Origin of the sequence: Variovorax sp. CF079 (assembly GCF_900101545.1) — a bacterium.
Classification (GTDB): domain Bacteria; phylum Pseudomonadota; class Gammaproteobacteria; order Burkholderiales; family Burkholderiaceae_C; genus Variovorax.
In genome coordinates, this window is sequence record NZ_FMZU01000001.1 from 303,358 (window position 1) to 319,901 (window position 16,544).

A 16,544-nucleotide genomic window follows, 5' to 3' on the forward strand; every position below is an offset into this window, starting at 1 on the left:
GCGCAGGAGGGAGGAGGGGTGGCGCATGGGCATCACCGTCCGGCGCTGCGGCGCAGCGGCCGGACCGGCCGGTCGCCCTCGCCGGCTGGATCGACCGGCGTGCTGCGTGCGCGGCCGCCCTTCTCGGCCCAGGTCCGCGTCCAGCGGATCTGCATGACCCGCATGACGCCCAGCATCACCAGGGCCAGCACTGCGAACAGCATGAAGCCCCACATGTAGGTGCCCAGGTACTGCTTCGACAGGCCCATCGCATTGGGCACCAGGCCGCCGCCCAGGGCGCCGATCTCGCCGATCATCGAGCCGGCCACGGCCGTGGTCGTCGGCCAGCGCAGCGGCACCAGCTGGAACAGCGCGCCGTTGCCCGCGCCCAGGGCGGCAAAGCACACCATCAGCAGCAGCGTGGTGATCGCGAGCGAGCCGGAGGAGAGCCCGATCAGCGCCAGCGAGACCGCCGACACCACCAGCACCAGCGTCAGCGTGTTGACGCCGCCCCAGCGGTCGGAGATCCAGCCGCCCATCACGCGCACCGCCGCGCCCATGAACGCGGCCAGCATCGTCAGCTGGCCCGCCTGCACCTTGCTCACGCCGAACTGGTCGTAGTAGTAGGAGGGCAGGAAGGTGGTGAGGCCGATGAAGCCGCCGAAGGTGACGCCGTAGATCAGGCTGAAGGCCCAGCCGTCCTTCTCGAACAGGCAGGCCACGTGCTCGCGCAGGCCGGCGTGGCTGTCGACGTCGGGCGGCTCCTGCGCGAACAGCACCATCACCGCCATCGGCAGCAGGATGGCCACCGCCGCGACGCCGTAGACGGCCTGCCAGCCGAGCCATTGCGCCAGCGGCGGCGCGACCAGCACCGACAGCGCCGTGCCCACGTTGCCGGCGCCCACCAGCCCCATCGCCAGGCCCTTGTTCTGCGGCGGGAAGGAGCCCGAGCCCAGCGACAGGGCCACGCCGAAGCTGGCGCCCGCGATGCCCAGCAGCACGCCCATGGCCAGCAGGTCGTTGAAGCTGTGCACCATGAAGAAGCCGAACAGCATCGCCACCGCGATCAGCCCCATCTCCACCAGCGTGGCGTTCTTGCGCCCGATGTACTGCGACAGGATGCCGAGCGGAAAGCGCATCAGCGCGCCGGCGATGATCGGGATCGACAGCATCAGCCCCATCTGCGCGGGATTCAACTGGAAGGCCTCGCCGATGAAGGGCGCCATAGCGCCGTTCAGCACCCAGATGCAACACGAGAACATGAAGTAGAAGAAGGCCGCGAAGAGGGTGGGGGCGTGCCCGGAGCGCAGGAATGACTTGAAGCTGGACATGGCGGTGGCAATGCGTAAAGCATCCGCACAGCCGTGGCGCGGCTGCGTGGATGGGCGATGAATAGGAGTTTCCCGCCGGGAGCCGGCGGAATGGATGGGCGGTGAGCGAGTCCCTGCCGGGACCCGGGTCGGCGCGCAGGCCGAGGACTTCACCAAAGCGGTGCTTCGTTACACCGTGCCTTCTCTTATGCAAGACGCGTGCCTGCCGCAAGAGGCTCGCTTCGCCTATGCTGCGCTCGCCCCCCTCGTTCGCGACCCAACTTCCATGATTCGACTCTTGCTCGTCTTGCCTGACTCCGATGCCGAGGTGCTGAGCCAAGTGCTGGCGGGCGCGGATGCCGCCGCCATCGGCTTCAGCACCTGCGACACGATGGTGCAGGAGGCCGCCATGCTCGCACCGCAACAGGTGCTGATCCACAGGCCCGCATCGATCCCTGACCTGCAGGCCGCCCTGCATACCTGGGCTGGCGCTCCGCCGCATCCGGTCGTGGTGATCAGCGAGCCGCTGTCGCCAGAAGTGCATGAGGCGCTCGTCGAGCTGGGCGTGCACGCCTGGTCGTGCGCCGAAACCCTGGATGCACAGAGCCTGCGCGCCGTGCTGGCGCGCGCGCAGGTGCGCTGGCAGCGCGAGGCTGCGCTGCGCGACACGCTGGCGCGCTCGCTCGCCCATCTCGACGAGCGCAAGTGGGTGGACCGCGCCAAGGGGCTCCTGATGTCGGCGCGCGGCATCGGCGAGGACGCCGCGTTCGGCATGCTGCGCGGTGCAGCGATGCACGCCAACCTGCGGGTCGGTGAACTCTCGCGTTCGGTGGTCGAGGCGGCCCAGTGGGCCGAGGCGATCAACCGTGCCGGGCAGTTGCGCATGCTCTCGCAGCGGCTGGTGCGCCTGGCGGCGCAGGCGCTCGCGGATGTGGATGCGCGGCGCAGCCGCAGCCTGCGCGCGCAGTCGGTCGAGCGGGTCAAGGACAACCTCGATCACCTGGCTTCCCTCCCGCTGGATCCGACCTCGATGCAGGCGCTGGCGGCCGTGCGCTCGGCATGGGATGCCATGGATGCGGCGCTGTCCTTGCGGCTGTCCGCGGCCTCGCTGACCGCCATCGACGCCAGCGGCGAAGACCTGCTGGTCGCGGCCGAGGCGCTCACCGACGTGCTCGAATCCTCCGCGGGCCGCAGGGCCTTGCGCATCGTCAATCTCTGCGGGCGGCAGCGCATGCGCGCCCATCGCCTGGCCAAGGACGCGCTGCTCGCCGCGATGCTGCCCGAGGGCGCGTGGAGCGCGCGCCTCGCGCCCACCATGGACACTTTCGAGGCCTCGCTGCTGGAGCTGGAGCGCGCGCCGCTGAGCTCGCCCGAGATCCGCGACGCGCTCCATGGCGCCCGCGACGAATGGCTGCGGCTGGTGCGCGGCGTGCGCCATGCCGACCGGGCCGAGGGGCGCGCCGATCTGGTGCGCGCCAGCGAGGTGCTGGCCGATACCTTCGACCGGCTCACCGCCTCGTACGAACACAGCCTGCAGGTCATCATGTCCTGAGCCTGTGTTCGGCCTGCTCGCTCAGGCCGCGACCTTCTCCACGTGCGCCTGGCGCGTGTAGAGAAAGTCGATTACGGCCTTGCGGGCGTGCACGTAGACGGGGTCTTCCGCGAGCTCGACGCGGTTGCGCGGGCGCGGGATGTCGACTGCCAGCACCTCGCCGATGGTGGCGGCCGGGCCGTTGGTGAGCATGACGATGCGGTCCGACAGGAGCACCGCCTCGTCGACGTCGTGCGTGACCATCACCACCGTGCTGTGCGTCTTCTGCACGATGGCCAGCAACTCGTCCTGCAACTTGGCGCGCGTCAGCGCGTCGAGGGCGCCGAAGGGCTCGTCCATCAGCAGCACCTTGGGTTCCATCGAGAGGGCGCGTGCAATGCCCACGCGCTGTTTCATGCCGCCGGAGATTTCGCCGGGGCGCTTCTGCGCGGCCGGCGTGAGGCCGACCAGCGCGAGCGCCGCTTCGGTGCGCGCCCTGAGCTGCGCCTTGTTCTCGGTCGAAGCGAACACGCGCTCGACGGCGAGGTAGACGTTCTCGTAGCAGGTGAGCCAGGGCAGCAGCGAATGGTTCTGGAACACCACCGCGCGCTCGGGCCCCGGGCCCTTGATCTCGCGGTTGGCGCACAGCAGCACGCCCTGCGTGGGCGTGGTGAGGCCGGCGATCAGGTTCAGCAACGTGGACTTGCCGCAGCCCGAATGCCCGATCAGCGTGATGAACTCGCCCTTGGCCACCTGCAGGTTGATGTCGCGCAACGCGAGGAAGCTGCCCTTGGGCGTCTTGAAGCGCTGTTCGACGTCGTGGATTTCGATGTACTTCATGATGGACCGATCGTCCTGAGCTTGTCGAAGGGTCATGCCTTCACCTCTTCGAACGTGAATGCGGTGGCGATCCGGATCAGCGCGAACTCGAGCACGAGCCCGACCACGCCGATGACGAAGATCGCGATGATGATGTTGGCGACGTTGAGGTTGTTCCACTCGTCCCAGACCCAGAAGCCGATGCCAACGCCGCCGGTCAGCATCTCGGCCGCCACGATCACCAGCCAGGCGGTGCCGACCGCGAGGCGCACGCCGGTCAGCATGTAGGGCAGCACGGCGGGGAACAGGATCTTGGTGAGGATCTTCCACTCGGAAAGATTGAGCACGCGCGCCACATTCATGTAGTCGCTGGGCACGCGCTGCACGCCCACCGCGGTGTTGATGATCATGGGCCAGATCGAGCAGATGAAGATGGTCCAGATCGCGGCCGGGTTGGCGCCCTTGAAGACCAGGAGGCCGATCGGCAGCCAGGCCAGCGGCGACACCGGTCGCAGCAGGCTGATCAGCGGATTGAACATGCGCGAGAGGAACTCGAAGCGACCGATCGCGAAGCCGGCCGGGATGCCGACCGCGGCGGCCAGCCCGAAGCCGAGCGCCACGCGCTGGAGCGACGAGAGCACGTTCCAGCCCACGCCCTGGTCGTTGGGGCCCTTGCTGTAGAAGGGATCGCTGAACACGGTCAGCGCCTGTTGCCAGACGGCGGCCGGCGACGGGAAGCCGGTGGTGCTTTTCAGCGCCACGAGTTCCCAGATCAGGACCAGCAACGCAAAGCCAAGGATCGGCGGCAGCACGCGCAGCCAGATCCAGCTGAAGTCGCGCGGGGCGCGGGGCGTGGTCTCTTCCTGCGCGGGCTCTGCAGGCGGGACGGAGGCGGCCGCGGACTTCCTGGCGGCTGCCGGTGTGGCGAGCTGCCCCTGGGCAGCCTCGAGCGGGGAGTGAAAGACGGCACTGACCATGGCGGGCTCCTCAGGCATTGACCTTGAACGACTCGGCGTACTTCTTCGGATCCTTGCCGTCCCACACCACGCCGTCGATCAGCTTGCTGCTGCGCATCGTGTCCTTGGGAACGGAGGTCTTGGTCGCGGCTGCAGCCTGCTTGTAGATGTCGATGCGGTTGATCTCCGTGGCCACCTTGAGGTAGTCCGGATGCTCCTTCAGCAGGCCCCAGCGCTTGTGCTGCGTGAGGAACCACATGCCGTCGGACAGGTAGGGGAAGGTCGCCGCGCCGTCGTTGTAGAACTTCATGTGGTTCGGGTCGTCCCAGTTCTTGCCCAGGCCGTTGGTGTAGCGGCCCAGGATGCGCTGGTTGATGGCGTCCACGCTGGTGTTGACGTAGCTCTTGTCGGCGATGGTTTCGGCCATCTTGTTCTTGTTCTGCAGGCCGGCGTCGATCCACTTCCCGGCTTCGAGAATCGCGGCCGTCACGGCGCGCGCCGTGTTGGGGTATTTCTTGACGAAGTCGCCGGTGGTGCCGAGCACCTTCTCGGGATGGTCCTTCCAGATGTCCTGCGTCGTGACGGCCGTGATGCCGATGCCGTCCATGATCGCGCGCTGGCCCCAGGGCTCGCCGACGCAGTAGCCGTCCATGTTGCCCACGCGCATGTTGGCGACCATCTGCGGCGGCGGCACGGTGATGACCTTGGCATCCTTCAACGGGTTGACGCCGTTGGCGGCCAGCCAGTAGTAGAGCCACATCGCGTGGGTGCCGGTCGGGAAGGTGTGGGCGAAGGTGTATTCGCCTTTCTCCTTCGCCATCACCTTGGCCAGCGAGGCGCCGTCGACCGCGCCCTTGTCGGCCAGTTTCTTCGACAGCGTGATCGCCTGGCCGTTGTTGTTGAGGGTCATCAGGATGGCCATGTCCTTCTTCGGCCCGGCGGTGCCGAGGTGCACGCCGTAGATCAGGCCGTAGAGCACGTGGGCGAAGTCGAGCTCGCCATTGACCAGCTTGTCGCGCACGCCGGCCCAGCTGGCTTCCTTGCTCGGCACGATCTTCACGCCGTACTTCTTGTCGATGCCGAGCACCGAGGCCATGACGACGCTGGCGCAGTCGGTCAGCGGGATGAAGCCGATCTTGACTTCCTCCTTTTCTGGCTTGTCCGAGCCTTGGGCCCAGACGGCTGCGCGCAGGGCGGGGTCGAGCCCGACCGCGCCGATGGCGGCGGCTTGCAGCACGCGGCGGCGATTCAACTTCGGTTTCAGCAAATCGGTCATGGGGCGAGCTCCGGAATGAAGAAAAGACAAAAAGCACAAAACAAAAAAGGCGTCCCGACCACGCACGGGCCGCTCGATAACGAGCCCTTGCGGGATGGGGACGCCTTTGTCCGGTTCGGTGGGTCGCACCCGCCGTTGGATGCCACCTGCCTGAAGACCCTTGCAGGTCTATGCAGGTTTGTTAAGCAAACTGCGTGCCAGCAGTTCAGAGGGGTGGTTTGCTATCAAATCGATAGCCTCCGAAGTCCGCGTCGTGAGGCAAGAGGCGCCGAATCCCTTGAACTGCGATCGAAGCACAGTTGTTGTGCAGCGCACCAATTCAGGTGCGAGGCGCCCGGGACGCCGGCTCGCCGGGCAGGTATTCGGCCATCGAGAGCACCGATTCGGCGACGTCGACCAGCCTGCGGTTCTGGCTCATGGCTGTCTGGCGCAGCATCTTGTGCGCCTCCTCCTCGCTGAGGCGGCGGTGTGCCATCAGCAGGCCCTTGGCGCGTTCGACCAGCTTGCGCTCGTTCAGGGCCGCGCGCACGGTGTCGAGTTCGTCGCTCATCGCCTGCAGCCGGTGCGACTGCTCCTGCACCATCTCCAGAATCGATCGCTCGAGCTGCCGGCCGTAGGGCGTGGCTGAACCCATGGTTTGCGGGTGGCCCGGCGCGTCTGCAGCGGGCTGCTCGTCGAAGAAGACTGCCGCCGGTGTACCCGCCTCGCGCGCCAGCTTGGCCAGCAGCGCGTCATGGGCCTGCAGCTCGGCCCGGGCCTGGCTCGTTTTCTGCTCGCAGATCCGGCGCAGGTCGGCGGCCAGGCGCTCTTCGATCGATTGCATGGCGTCGATGCGCCGGCTGCAGCAGTCGAACCAGGTCTGGCTCAGTTCGGTATCGAGTGCCACGCCGGCGGGTGCCGCGCAGGCGATGCGGCGCAGCCGTTCCTGCTCCGCCAATTGGGCGGGGGATTGACTGCTGCGCCAGAGCTCGGCGATGCGCGCGCCCGAGAACTCGGCGAAGACCTGGAAGCAGCGCTCCTGCGATTCGATCAGATGCAGCCATTGCTGCTGGCGCGCGCTGTCGTTGAGGCCCGAGGCGAAGGCCGCGGCGCCGCAGGCGCGCTCCTGGCCGGCGAACTCCTTGCCCTGCATGAAATTGAACATGGCCACCAGCTGGCGAGAGATTTCCGGGTCGGTGGCGCCGTCCGCGGCCTCGAACACGACTGCGAGCAGCCCTGCGATCAGCTTGACGAAGGCGGCCGTCGCCTCAGCCGGGCTGAGCTCCAAGGCGCCGACGCGACGGCGCAGCTCGGGCAGGCCCTCGAGGCCCGGCAGCACCCAGGCGATGCGGCTGAACAGGCGCGCACCGTTGCCGATGCGGCCCGCGTCGGCCTCGAGCTGATCGAACGAAGCGCGCACCGCCTCTTCCACGCGCAGGCATTCGGCGATCTGCTCGCTGCGCTGCGAGACGAAACGGTGGCCACGCGACGCCAGCAGCACGTTCGAGATGCCGCGTTCGCGCTGCAGCGCATGGACCAGGCGGCCGATCGTGCCGACCAGCGCGCTGGTGCGGGCGAGCTGCTCCAGCGCGTCGATTTCGCAACGCAGGGCGGCCATCAGAAAGCTCAGTCCGGATTTCATCGTGGGGCGGCATGGCTGAAGAGCCATCCTAAGGACATGCAGCAACATCCGTGCCCCGACATCGTGCGCACCCTACACTCGTCGCATGTTTGTATTGGGAATCGAATCGTCCTGCGACGAGACCGGCGTGGCCCTGGTCGAATCCGGCGCGAGCGGCTTGCCGCGCCTGGCCGCGCACGCGCTCCACAGCCAGATCGCGATGCACCAGGCCTATGGCGGCGTGGTGCCCGAGCTGGCCAGCCGCGACCACATCCGGCGCGTGCTGCCCCTGGCGCAGACGGTGTTGTGCGAGGCCGCCCGCTCCCTGGCCGAGATCGACGTCGTCGCCTACACGCGCGGGCCGGGGCTGGCCGGCGCGCTGCTGGTGGGCGCCGGCGTGGCCTGTGCACTGGGCGCGGCGCTCGGCAAGCCGGTGCTGGGCGTGCATCACCTGGAAGGCCACCTGCTGTCGCCCTTTCTCAGTGCCGATCCGCCCGAGTTCCCCTTCGTCGCGCTGCTGGTCTCGGGCGGTCACACGCAACTGATGCGGGTCGACGGCGTGGGGCGCTACGAGCTGCTCGGCGAGACCATCGACGACGCAGCAGGCGAAGCCTTCGACAAGAGCGCCAAGCTGATGGGCCTGCCCTATCCCGGCGGCCCCTGGCTCGCCAAGCTGGCGGAGGAGGGCGACGCCGCGGCCTTCAAGCTGCCGCGGCCCCTGCTGCACAGCGGCGACCTCGACTTCTCCTTTGCCGGCTTGAAGACGGCGGTGCTGACGCAGGCCAGGAAACTCGGCGGCGAGCTCGAAGCGCGCAAGGCCGATCTGGCCGCCTCGACCCAGGCCGCGATCGTCGACGTGCTGCTGAGGAAATCACTGGCCGCCATCGAACAGACCGGGCTGGACCGGCTGGTGGTGGCCGGGGGCGTGGGTGCCAACCGGGCTTTGCGCGAACAGCTCAATGCGGCATGCGCGAAGCGCGGCGTGCGCGTGCACTACCCCGAGCTGCACCTGTGCACCGACAACGGCGCCATGATCGCGATGGCCGCCGCGATGCGCCTGCAGGCCGGCCTGGGGCAGGCGAGCGAGCGCTATGCCTTCGACGTCAAGCCGCGATGGCCACTGGCTTCGCTCTGCGCGCCGGAGCCGGAGTTCGGGTAGTCGCGCCTTTCTTGCCGTGCGGGGGCAGCGGCAGCACCTCGAGCACCTTGCGCCAGAGTTGCGACCACTGCGGCCAGTCGTGGCCGCCTTCGGTGGTGAACACGCGCCCGGCAGGCAAGGCCTCCGCCAGCAGGCGGTGATTGGCGGCGAAGCGGTCGGCGAGGCCGAAACCCAGGTACAGCGGCGGCAGGCCCTTGGCGGGCTTGGAGGCCGCGTACTGCTGAAGCCAGGGCCAGAGCTTGCGATCGACCTCCTGGTCCGGCGGCGGGCCTTCGGGCGCCTTCCAGGCGCGCAGGCCGCCGGCCTTGTGGATCTCGGCGCCGACCGGCCGCCGTCCGAGGTAGGGCGCCAGCGCCACGATTCCGTCGACGGCGCCGGGCTTGGCCAGTTCGTGGATCAGGGCGCCGAAACCGCCGATCGAGATGCCCACCAGCCAGATCGACTTGTAACCCGTCGCACGCTGCGGCCGGAGGATGTCGTGATGCAGCCGCTCGATGAAGGTCTGGTCGTAGTAGTACGACACGTCGGCGTCGACGAGCAGGGCGTCGGCCGCCAGATCCCGCTCCCTGACCGCGCTGATGAAGCCTTCGCGCTCGAACTCTTCAGGCTTCAGGAACGCGCCCGGCAGGAACACCAGCAAGGTGTCCGACCGTGAATCGTCGTGAGCAAGTTTCAAGTGCGTTTTCATGGCGCTTCGTCGAGCGCCCGAGACTTCTTTCTGCTGCCCGCAGTCAAGGTATCGAACGCCAATTAGGAGGAAAGCATTTGAAAAAAACGCCACAAATGTGACGTTCTCTGCACTTATTTTGAGTTCAGAAATGAATCAGGTCGGCAACAAAAAGTTACCGGCCCGATTACCTTCTTGCGTCTTCCAAGCTTCTGAAACAATTTCGTATCAGTTGATGGCGAGCTGGGCGGCGGTGCTGACGGGGACCAGCTTGCCCAATTTCAGAGTCAGCACGCCATTCTCGAGCTTGGCTTCGCTGGTGGCGACCTCGATGTCCTGCGGCAGTTCATAAGCGGCCTTGAATTGGCGTTTTGCATCTGCCTTGCTTTCGATGCGAACCACGGCACCTTCGATGCCGATCGTCAGGTCTTCGCGCGAGAAGCCCGGAACGTCCATCGTCAGCGTCCAGGTCTTTTCGTCCTGTTCGACATTGAGCGAACGGCGCGCGGCGGAAAAGGCATCGTTCACGAAGCGCTCGAGGCTCCGGTCATAGGCGCGCGGCACGAAGCGGGCGGTGCGAATTGCGGGTGCAAAAAACATGATGGGAACTCCTGAATGAACACAATGGGGACAAGAATGTGTGTCCCTTACACTGCGCGGCGTTTCAAACAACACAAGTGCCGCTTGCCACCTCATCTAGGCGCGGCGGGAGGCGTTTCAAGATGAGTTTTTCCAGCTTTATTTGGCGCCGCAAGGCCTTGAAATTCGCCGCTATGGCGCTATGCGCGGCGGCGCTAGCGCCGGTGTATGCGCAGCCCGCGCCGCCGATCCGGCTCGCGCTGATCGAGAGCATGAGCGGGCCCTTCGCCAACACCGGCGAAGCGGTGTTCCGCAACCTGTTGTGGGCCGTGGAGCGCGTGAATGCGCGCGGCGGCGTCAAGCTGCCCGGCGGCGCCCGCTTTCTGCAGCTGGACCGCTATGACAGCAAGGGCCAGAACGAGGAGGCGCTGTCGGCGCTGCGCGCGGCCATGGACGACGGCGCGCGCATCGTGCTGCAAGGGAATTCGTCGGCTACGGCGGCCGCACTGGTGGACGCCATCGAGAAGAACAACGAGCGCGACCCGTCGCGCCGCGTGCTGTTCCTCAACTACTCGGCGGTCGATCCGGTGCTCACCAACGAGCGCTGCAGCTTCTGGCACTTTCGCTTCGACGCGCATGCCGACATGCGCGTGACGGCGCTGATGGACGTGCTGAAGAACGACGCAGCGCTCAAGCGCGTCTACCTGATCGGGCAGGACTACAGCTTCGGCCAGGCCGTGCTGCGCGAATCGAAGCGGCAGCTCGGCGCGCTCCGGCCGGATATGCAGATCGTCGGCGACGAGTTGCATCCGATGGGCCGCGTGAAGGACTTCGCGCCCTACGCCAGCAAGATCCTCGCGAGCGGCGCGCAGGCCGTGATCACCGGCAACTGGGGCAACGACCTCACGCTGCTGGTGAAGGCGGCGCGCGAGGCGGGTTTCAACGGCAGCTTCTACACCTTCTACGGCAACGCGCTCGGTGCGCCGGCGGCCATCGGCGATGCCGGCATCGGCCGTGTGGTCGCTGTGGCGGATTGGTTGCCGAACGTGCAGACGCGAGAGTCCGAAGCCTTCTACCGCGCCTTCCGCGAGCGCTTCCCCAAACCGGCCGAGGATTACGTGCACATGCGCATGCAGTTGCTGGTCGAGTCGCTGGCCCAGGCGGTCGAACGCGCCGGCAGCGTCGACACCGTGGCCGTGGCGCGCGCGCTCGAAAAGGCCGAGGTCACGCTGGCGGGCCAGAGCGGCCGCATGCGCGCCGCCGATCACCAGTTCCAGCAGGCCCTGGTGGTCGGCGTGATGGACAAGCAGGGCACGCCCGGCGTGAAGTTCGACGTCGAAGGCTCCGGCTACGGCTTCCGCGTCGTGAGGACAATCCCTGCAGAACGGGCCGAGATGCCCACCAGCTGCAAGATGCAGCGCTCCTGAATTTCCAAGGAACAGACACGATGCGCCAAGCCATTCACAACCTCGAAGCCTCCAAGATCCGTGAGGTCGCCAACGCCGGCCTGGGCCGCAGCGACGTGCTGGCCTTCTGGTTCGGCGAGAGCGACGAAGTGACGCCCGAGGTGATCCGCCAGGCGGCGATCGATTCGCTGCAACAAGGAGAAACCTTCTATGCCCACAACCTGGGCCTGCCGGAACTGCGCGAGGCCGTTGCGCAGTACATGAGCGGGCTGCATCCGGCGATCGAGGCCTCGCGCATCGCCATCACCTCGGGCGGCGTCAATGCGCTGATGCTGGCGGTGCAGGCGCTGGTCGATGCGGGCGACGAAGTGGTCGCGGTCACGCCCGTGTGGCCCAACCTGACGGCGCAGCCCGCGATCCTCGGTGCGCGTGTGCGTTCCGTGCCGCTGGTGCCGAAGGCAGGGCAATGGACGCTCGACCTCGACGCGCTGCGCACCACGGTCACGCCGGCGACGAAGCTGCTCATCGTCAACGCGCCGAACAACCCGACCGGCTGGACCCTTGCGAGCGCGGAGCAGCAGGCGATCCTCGACCACTGCCGTCAGACCGGCACATGGATCCTGGCCGACGAGGTCTACGAGCGGCTCTATTTCGATGCCACGCCGAAGGGATGCGCGCCCAGCTTTCTGGACATCTCGACGCCGGACGACCGGCTCGTCGTCGCGCACAGCTTTTCCAAGAGTTTCCTCATGACCGGTTGGCGCCTCGGCTGGCTGGTGCTGCCGCCGGTGCTGATGGACGGCATGGGCAAGCTGATCGAATTCAACACTTCCTGCGCGAGCGTGTTCACCCAGCGCGCCGGCATCGCTGCGCTGGCGCACAGCCAGGAGATCACGCCGCGCGTGGTCGCGCACCTCAAGGCCTGCCGCGACACGCTGGTGCCCTTGCTTGCCGACATCCCGGGCGTCCAGGTGGCGCCCGCGCGCGGCGGCATGTACGCATTTTTCAAGCTCGAAGGCTTCGACGATTCACTGGCGCTGGCCAAGCGCCTGGTGGCCGAGGCCGGGCTCGGGCTTGCGCCGGGGAGCGCTTTCGCACCCGAGGCGCAGGGCTGGCTGCGCTGGTGCTTTGCCTCGAAGGATCCGCAACGCCTGGTGCAGGGCGTCGAGCGGCTCAAGACCTGGCTGGCAGCCCGATAGTCGTTCGGGTTTTCATGCCAGGGATGCCACCGATCCGGCTTTGCCGGTCGGTCGGCATCGCCCCCGGTAGGGGGAAGGCGCGCGCGACACGAAGTGCGCGAAGCCCAGGGGCGGGTTATAATCCCAAGGCTTTGCATGCCGCAAGGCGCACGGCGGGTGCAGTTCCAGCGCCCGTCGCAAGTCAAACATTCCGGAACAGGAAAATCATCAAATGATCGCAGCCTCCATCAAGGCGGAAGTTGTCAAGGACAACGCCCGCGCCGCCAACGACACCGGCAGCCCCGAAGTGCAAGTCGCACTGCTGACCGCCCGCATCAACGAACTCACCCCGCACTTCAAGACGCACGCCAAGGACCACCATGGCCGCCGCGGCCTGCTGCGCATGGTGAGCCGCCGCCGCAAGCTGTTGGACTACCTCAAGTCCAAGGACGCCGACCGCTACACCGCGCTGATCGCCAAGCTGGGTCTGCGCAAGTAAGGTCGAATCGCATGCAAGAACGCCTGGGTTAGTCCGCTAGCTCAGGCGTTTTTTACTTCGGAGCCGCCAAAACAGAGCGAAGCTGTGTCATTCCAACGAAGTTCTCGCCGAATTTCTCTGGAATGGCATCGTGTTCTGGAAAGCGCTCCGGCCCCGCGGGGTCTGTGATCACCACAGGCAAACCCGCTAATCAAAACAGGAGCTAAACATGAGTCTCTTCAACAAAGTCACCAAGACCTTCCAGTGGGGCGGCAAGACCGTCGTTCTGGAAACCGGCGAAATCGCCCGCCAGGCCAGCGGCGCCGTGATCGTGGACATCGAAGGCACCGTCGTGCTGGCCACCGTCGTCGCTTCCAAGGCAGCCAAGCCGGGCCAGGATTTCTTCCCGCTGACCGTCGACTACATCGAGAAGACCTATGCCGCCGGCAAGATCCCCGGCAGCTTCTTCAAGCGCGAAGCCAAGCCCAGCGAACTCGAGACGCTGACCTCGCGCCTGATCGACCGGCCGATCCGCCCGCTGTTCCCCGAGGGCTTTTTGAACGAAGTGCACGTGGTGATCCACACGCTGTCGCTCAATCCCGAAGTCGACGCCGACATCGCCGCCATGATCGGCACGAGCGCCGCGCTGTCGATCTCCGGCATTCCCTTCAGCGGCCCGATCGGCGCCGCGCGCGTGGGCTATATCAACGGTCAGTACGTGCTCAATCCGGGGCAGACCGAGCGCAAAGATTCGCAGATGGACCTGGTCGTCGCCGGCACCGAAGCGGCCGTGCTGATGGTCGAGTCCGAAGCCCTGCAGCTGAGCGAGGAAGTCATGCTCGGCGGCGTGGTGTTCGGCCATGAGCAGGCCAACATCGCGATCAATGCGATCCACGAACTCGTGCGCGACGCCGGCAAGCCGGTGTGGGACTGGCAGCCGCCGGCCGAGGACGAAGCCTTCGTCGCCAAGGTCAAGGGTCTGGCCGAAGAGAAGCTGCGCGCCGTCTACCAGATTCGCAGCAAGCAGGCTCGTACGCAAGCCCTGCGCGAGGCCAATGCCAGCGTGATGGACGCGCTGAAGGAAAGCGGCGAGCCCTTCGACGCGGGCAAGGTCAACGACCTCCTGTTCGCGATCGAATCGAAGATCGTGCGCAGCCAGATTCTCTCGGGCGAGCCGCGCATCGACGGCCGCGACACGCGCACCGTGCGTCCCATCGAGATCCGCAACGGCGTGCTGCCGCGCACCCACGGCTCGGCCCTGTTCACGCGAGGCGAAACCCAGGCGCTGGTCGTGACCACGCTCGGCACCGAGCGCGACGCGCAGCGCATCGACGCGCTGGCCGGCGAGTACGAAGACCGCTTCCTGTTCCACTACAACATGCCTCCCTTCGCCACCGGTGAAGTGGGCCGCATGGGCTCGACCAAGCGCCGCGAAGTCGGCCACGGCCGTCTGGCCAAGCGCGCCCTCGTGGCCTGCCTGCCGACCAAGGAAGAGTTCCCCTACACGATCCGTGTCGTGTCGGAAATCACCGAGTCGAACGGCTCCTCGTCGATGGCTTCGGTCTGCGGCGGCTGCCTCTCGATGATGGATGCGGGCGTGCCGATGAAGGCGCACGTGGCCGGCATCGCGATGGGCCTGATCAAGGAAGACAACCGCTTCGCCGTGCTGACCGACATCCTGGGCGACGAGGACCACCTGGGCGACATGGACTTCAAGGTGGCCGGCACGACCAACGGCATTACCGCGCTGCAGATGGACATCAAGATCCAGGGCATCACCAAGGAAATCATGCAGGTCGCCTTGGCGCAGGCCAAGGAAGCGCGCATGCACATCCTGGGCAAGATGCAGGAAGCGATGGGCGAGGCCAAGGCCGAAGTCTCGAGCTTCGCGCCGCGCCTGTTCACGATGAAGATCAACCCCGAGAAGATCCGCGACGTGATCGGCAAGGGCGGCTCGGTGATCCGCGCGCTGACCGAAGAGACCGGCACGCAGATCAACATCGACGAAGACGGCACCATCACCATCGCTTCGACCGACCCGGCCAAGGCCGAAGCGGCCAAGAAGCGCATCGAGCAGATCACGGCGGAAGTCGAGATCGGCAAGACCTACGAAGGCCCGGTCACCAAGATCCTCGACTTCGGCGCACTCATCAACCTGCTGCCCGGCAAGGACGGCCTGCTGCACATCAGCCAGATCGCGCACGAACGCGTCGAGAAGGTGACTGACTACCTGAGCGAAGGCCAGATCGTGAAGGTCAAGGTGCTCGAGACCGACGAGAAGGGCCGCGTCAAGCTGTCCATGAAGGCGCTCACCGAGCGTCCGGCCGGCATGGAGTTCAGCGAGCGTCCGCCGCGCGAAGACCGCGGCGAGCGTCGCGAGCGTGGCGATCGCCCGCCGCGTGCCGAGCGCGCACCGCGCTTCGACAACGCCGAACGCGGCGAGCAAGCTGGCGAGCAGGCGGTGGCGGTCGAACAGGACCAGCGGCCGCAAGAGCCCAACGGCGGCGACCGCCAGCCCTGAGAGGCGAGGGCGGTGACGCCTTTGCCGTCATTTCACCGTGCGTCTGCCCGCCAGGGCGGGCGCTGCAGCCGAGACAAGCATGAAAGCCATTGAAATCACTTCGTACGGCGCTCCCGAGGTGCTGCGCGTGGCCGAGCGCCCCGCGCCGGTCGCGGGCGCGGGCGAGTTGCTGATTCGCGTGGCCGCGAGCGGCGTGAACCGCCCCGACGTGCTCCAGCGCACCGGCAACTACCCGGTGCCGCCGGGCGCTTCGGATTTGCCGGGGCTCGAGGTCGCGGGCGAGATCGTTTCGGGCGATGCCGCCGCGATGCGTGAGGCTGGCTTCGCCGTCGGCGATCGCGTCTGCGCGTTGATCGCGGGCGGCGGCTATGCAGAACTCTGCGTGGCGCCCGTGGCCCAGTGCCTGCCGGTGCCCAAGGGCTGGAGCGATGCCGAGGCGGCTTCGCTGCCAGAGACCTTCTTCACCGTGTGGAGCAATGTGTTCGATCGGGCCCGATTGCAAAAGGGCGAGACTCTGCTGATCCAGGGCGGCTCGAGCGGCATCGGCGTCACGGCCATTCAGCTGGGCAAGGCCTTCGGCGCGACGGTGATCGTGACGGCCGGCAGCGACGACAAGTGCGAAGCCTGCAGGAAGCTCGGCGCCGACCATGCGATCAACTACAAGACGTCCGATTTTGTCGAAGAGGTCAAGCGCCTCACCGGCGGCAAGGGCGTTGACGTGGTGCTCGACATGGTGGCCGGCGCCTACGTGCCGCGCGAGATCGAATGCATGGCCGAGGACGGCCGGCTCGTGATCATCGCAGTGCAGGGTGGCACAAAGAGCGAATTCAATGCGGGCCTGGTGCTGCGCAGGCGGCTCACGATCACCGGTTCGACCCTGCGTCCGCGGCCGGTGGAATTCAAGGGTGCGATCGCAAAGGCCTTGCGCGAAAAAGTCTGGCCGCTGCTCGAAAGCGGCGCCGTCAAGCCCGTGATCCACAGCACCTTCGCCGCACAGGGCGAGCCCAGCGGCGCGGCGCAAGCCCACGTCCTGATGGAATCGAACCAGCACATCGGCAAGATCGTGCTGACCTGGTGAACAAGAC

General features: G+C 66.8%; 14 protein-coding genes. 7 read left to right on the forward strand and 7 right to left on the reverse strand.

Annotated elements, in window-relative coordinates:
- Positions 1–32 precede the first annotated feature (32 nt).
- Entirely contained in the window at positions 33–1,310 is a 1,278-nt protein-coding gene (locus BLS74_RS01605; RefSeq protein ID WP_093102404.1) for an MFS transporter, read from the reverse strand.
- Positions 1,311–1,575: 265 nt separating this feature from the next.
- On the opposite strand from BLS74_RS01605, the gene BLS74_RS01610 reads away from it, so the two are divergent.
- Entirely contained in the window at positions 1,576–2,841 is a 1,266-nt protein-coding gene (locus BLS74_RS01610) for a type IV pili methyl-accepting chemotaxis transducer N-terminal domain-containing protein (protein WP_093102406.1), read from the forward strand.
- Positions 2,842–2,862: 21 nt separating this feature from the next.
- Here BLS74_RS01610 and BLS74_RS01615 read toward each other — a convergent pair whose 3' ends face one another.
- From BLS74_RS01615 to BLS74_RS01630, 4 genes are all read right to left on the reverse strand, one after another.
- A complete protein-coding gene (locus BLS74_RS01615; protein ID WP_244503705.1) occupies positions 2,863–3,696 on the reverse strand; it encodes an ABC transporter ATP-binding protein in 834 nt (277 codons plus the stop codon).
- Positions 3,693–4,616: a nitrate ABC transporter permease gene (gene ntrB, locus BLS74_RS01620; protein WP_093102680.1), complete on the reverse strand. Its 924-nt coding sequence runs from the start codon at positions 4,614–4,616 to the stop codon at positions 3,693–3,695. The genes BLS74_RS01615 and ntrB overlap by 4 nt, the downstream gene beginning before the upstream one ends.
- 10 nt (positions 4,617–4,626) lie before the next feature.
- A complete protein-coding gene (locus BLS74_RS01625) occupies positions 4,627–5,871 on the reverse strand; it encodes a CmpA/NrtA family ABC transporter substrate-binding protein (protein WP_093102409.1) in 1,245 nt (414 codons plus the stop codon).
- A gap of 319 nt (positions 5,872–6,190) precedes the next feature.
- A complete protein-coding gene (locus BLS74_RS01630) occupies positions 6,191–7,492 on the reverse strand; it encodes a nitrate regulatory protein (protein WP_093102411.1) in 1,302 nt (433 codons plus the stop codon).
- Between the two features lie 85 nt (positions 7,493–7,577).
- Between BLS74_RS01630 and tsaD the strand changes: the two genes are divergently transcribed.
- The gene (tsaD, locus tag BLS74_RS01635) at positions 7,578–8,630 is read left to right on the forward strand and encodes a tRNA (adenosine(37)-N6)-threonylcarbamoyltransferase complex transferase subunit TsaD (protein WP_093102412.1); all 1,053 of its coding nucleotides are present in this window, start codon (positions 7,578–7,580) and stop codon (positions 8,628–8,630) included.
- Here tsaD and BLS74_RS01640 read toward each other — a convergent pair.
- A complete protein-coding gene (locus BLS74_RS01640) occupies positions 8,575–9,306 on the reverse strand; it encodes an esterase family protein (RefSeq protein ID WP_244503706.1) in 732 nt (243 codons plus the stop codon). The genes tsaD and BLS74_RS01640 overlap by 56 nt on opposite strands.
- A gap of 219 nt (positions 9,307–9,525) precedes the next feature.
- A complete protein-coding gene (locus BLS74_RS01645; protein WP_093102415.1) occupies positions 9,526–9,897 on the reverse strand; it encodes an Hsp20/alpha crystallin family protein in 372 nt (123 codons plus the stop codon).
- Between the two features lie 122 nt (positions 9,898–10,019).
- Between BLS74_RS01645 and BLS74_RS01650 the strand changes: the two genes are divergently transcribed.
- The 5 genes from BLS74_RS01650 (at position 10,020) to BLS74_RS01670 (ending at position 16,537) form a co-directional block, all read left to right on the forward strand.
- On the forward strand, positions 10,020–11,303 hold the full coding sequence (locus BLS74_RS01650) for a branched-chain amino acid ABC transporter substrate-binding protein (protein ID WP_093102416.1): 1,284 nt from the start codon (positions 10,020–10,022) through the stop codon (positions 11,301–11,303).
- A gap of 20 nt (positions 11,304–11,323) precedes the next feature.
- The gene (locus tag BLS74_RS01655; protein ID WP_093102418.1) at positions 11,324–12,481 is read left to right on the forward strand and encodes a pyridoxal phosphate-dependent aminotransferase; all 1,158 of its coding nucleotides are present in this window, start codon (positions 11,324–11,326) and stop codon (positions 12,479–12,481) included.
- A gap of 211 nt (positions 12,482–12,692) precedes the next feature.
- A complete protein-coding gene (gene rpsO, locus BLS74_RS01660) occupies positions 12,693–12,959 on the forward strand; it encodes a 30S ribosomal protein S15 (protein WP_007837783.1) in 267 nt (88 codons plus the stop codon).
- Between the two features lie 208 nt (positions 12,960–13,167).
- Positions 13,168–15,459, forward strand: coding sequence for a polyribonucleotide nucleotidyltransferase (gene pnp, locus BLS74_RS01665; RefSeq protein WP_093102419.1), 2,292 nt, complete (start codon positions 13,168–13,170; stop codon positions 15,457–15,459).
- Between the two features lie 79 nt (positions 15,460–15,538).
- Entirely contained in the window at positions 15,539–16,537 is a 999-nt protein-coding gene (locus BLS74_RS01670; RefSeq protein ID WP_093102421.1) for an NAD(P)H-quinone oxidoreductase, read from the forward strand.
- Positions 16,538–16,544 lie beyond the last annotated feature (7 nt).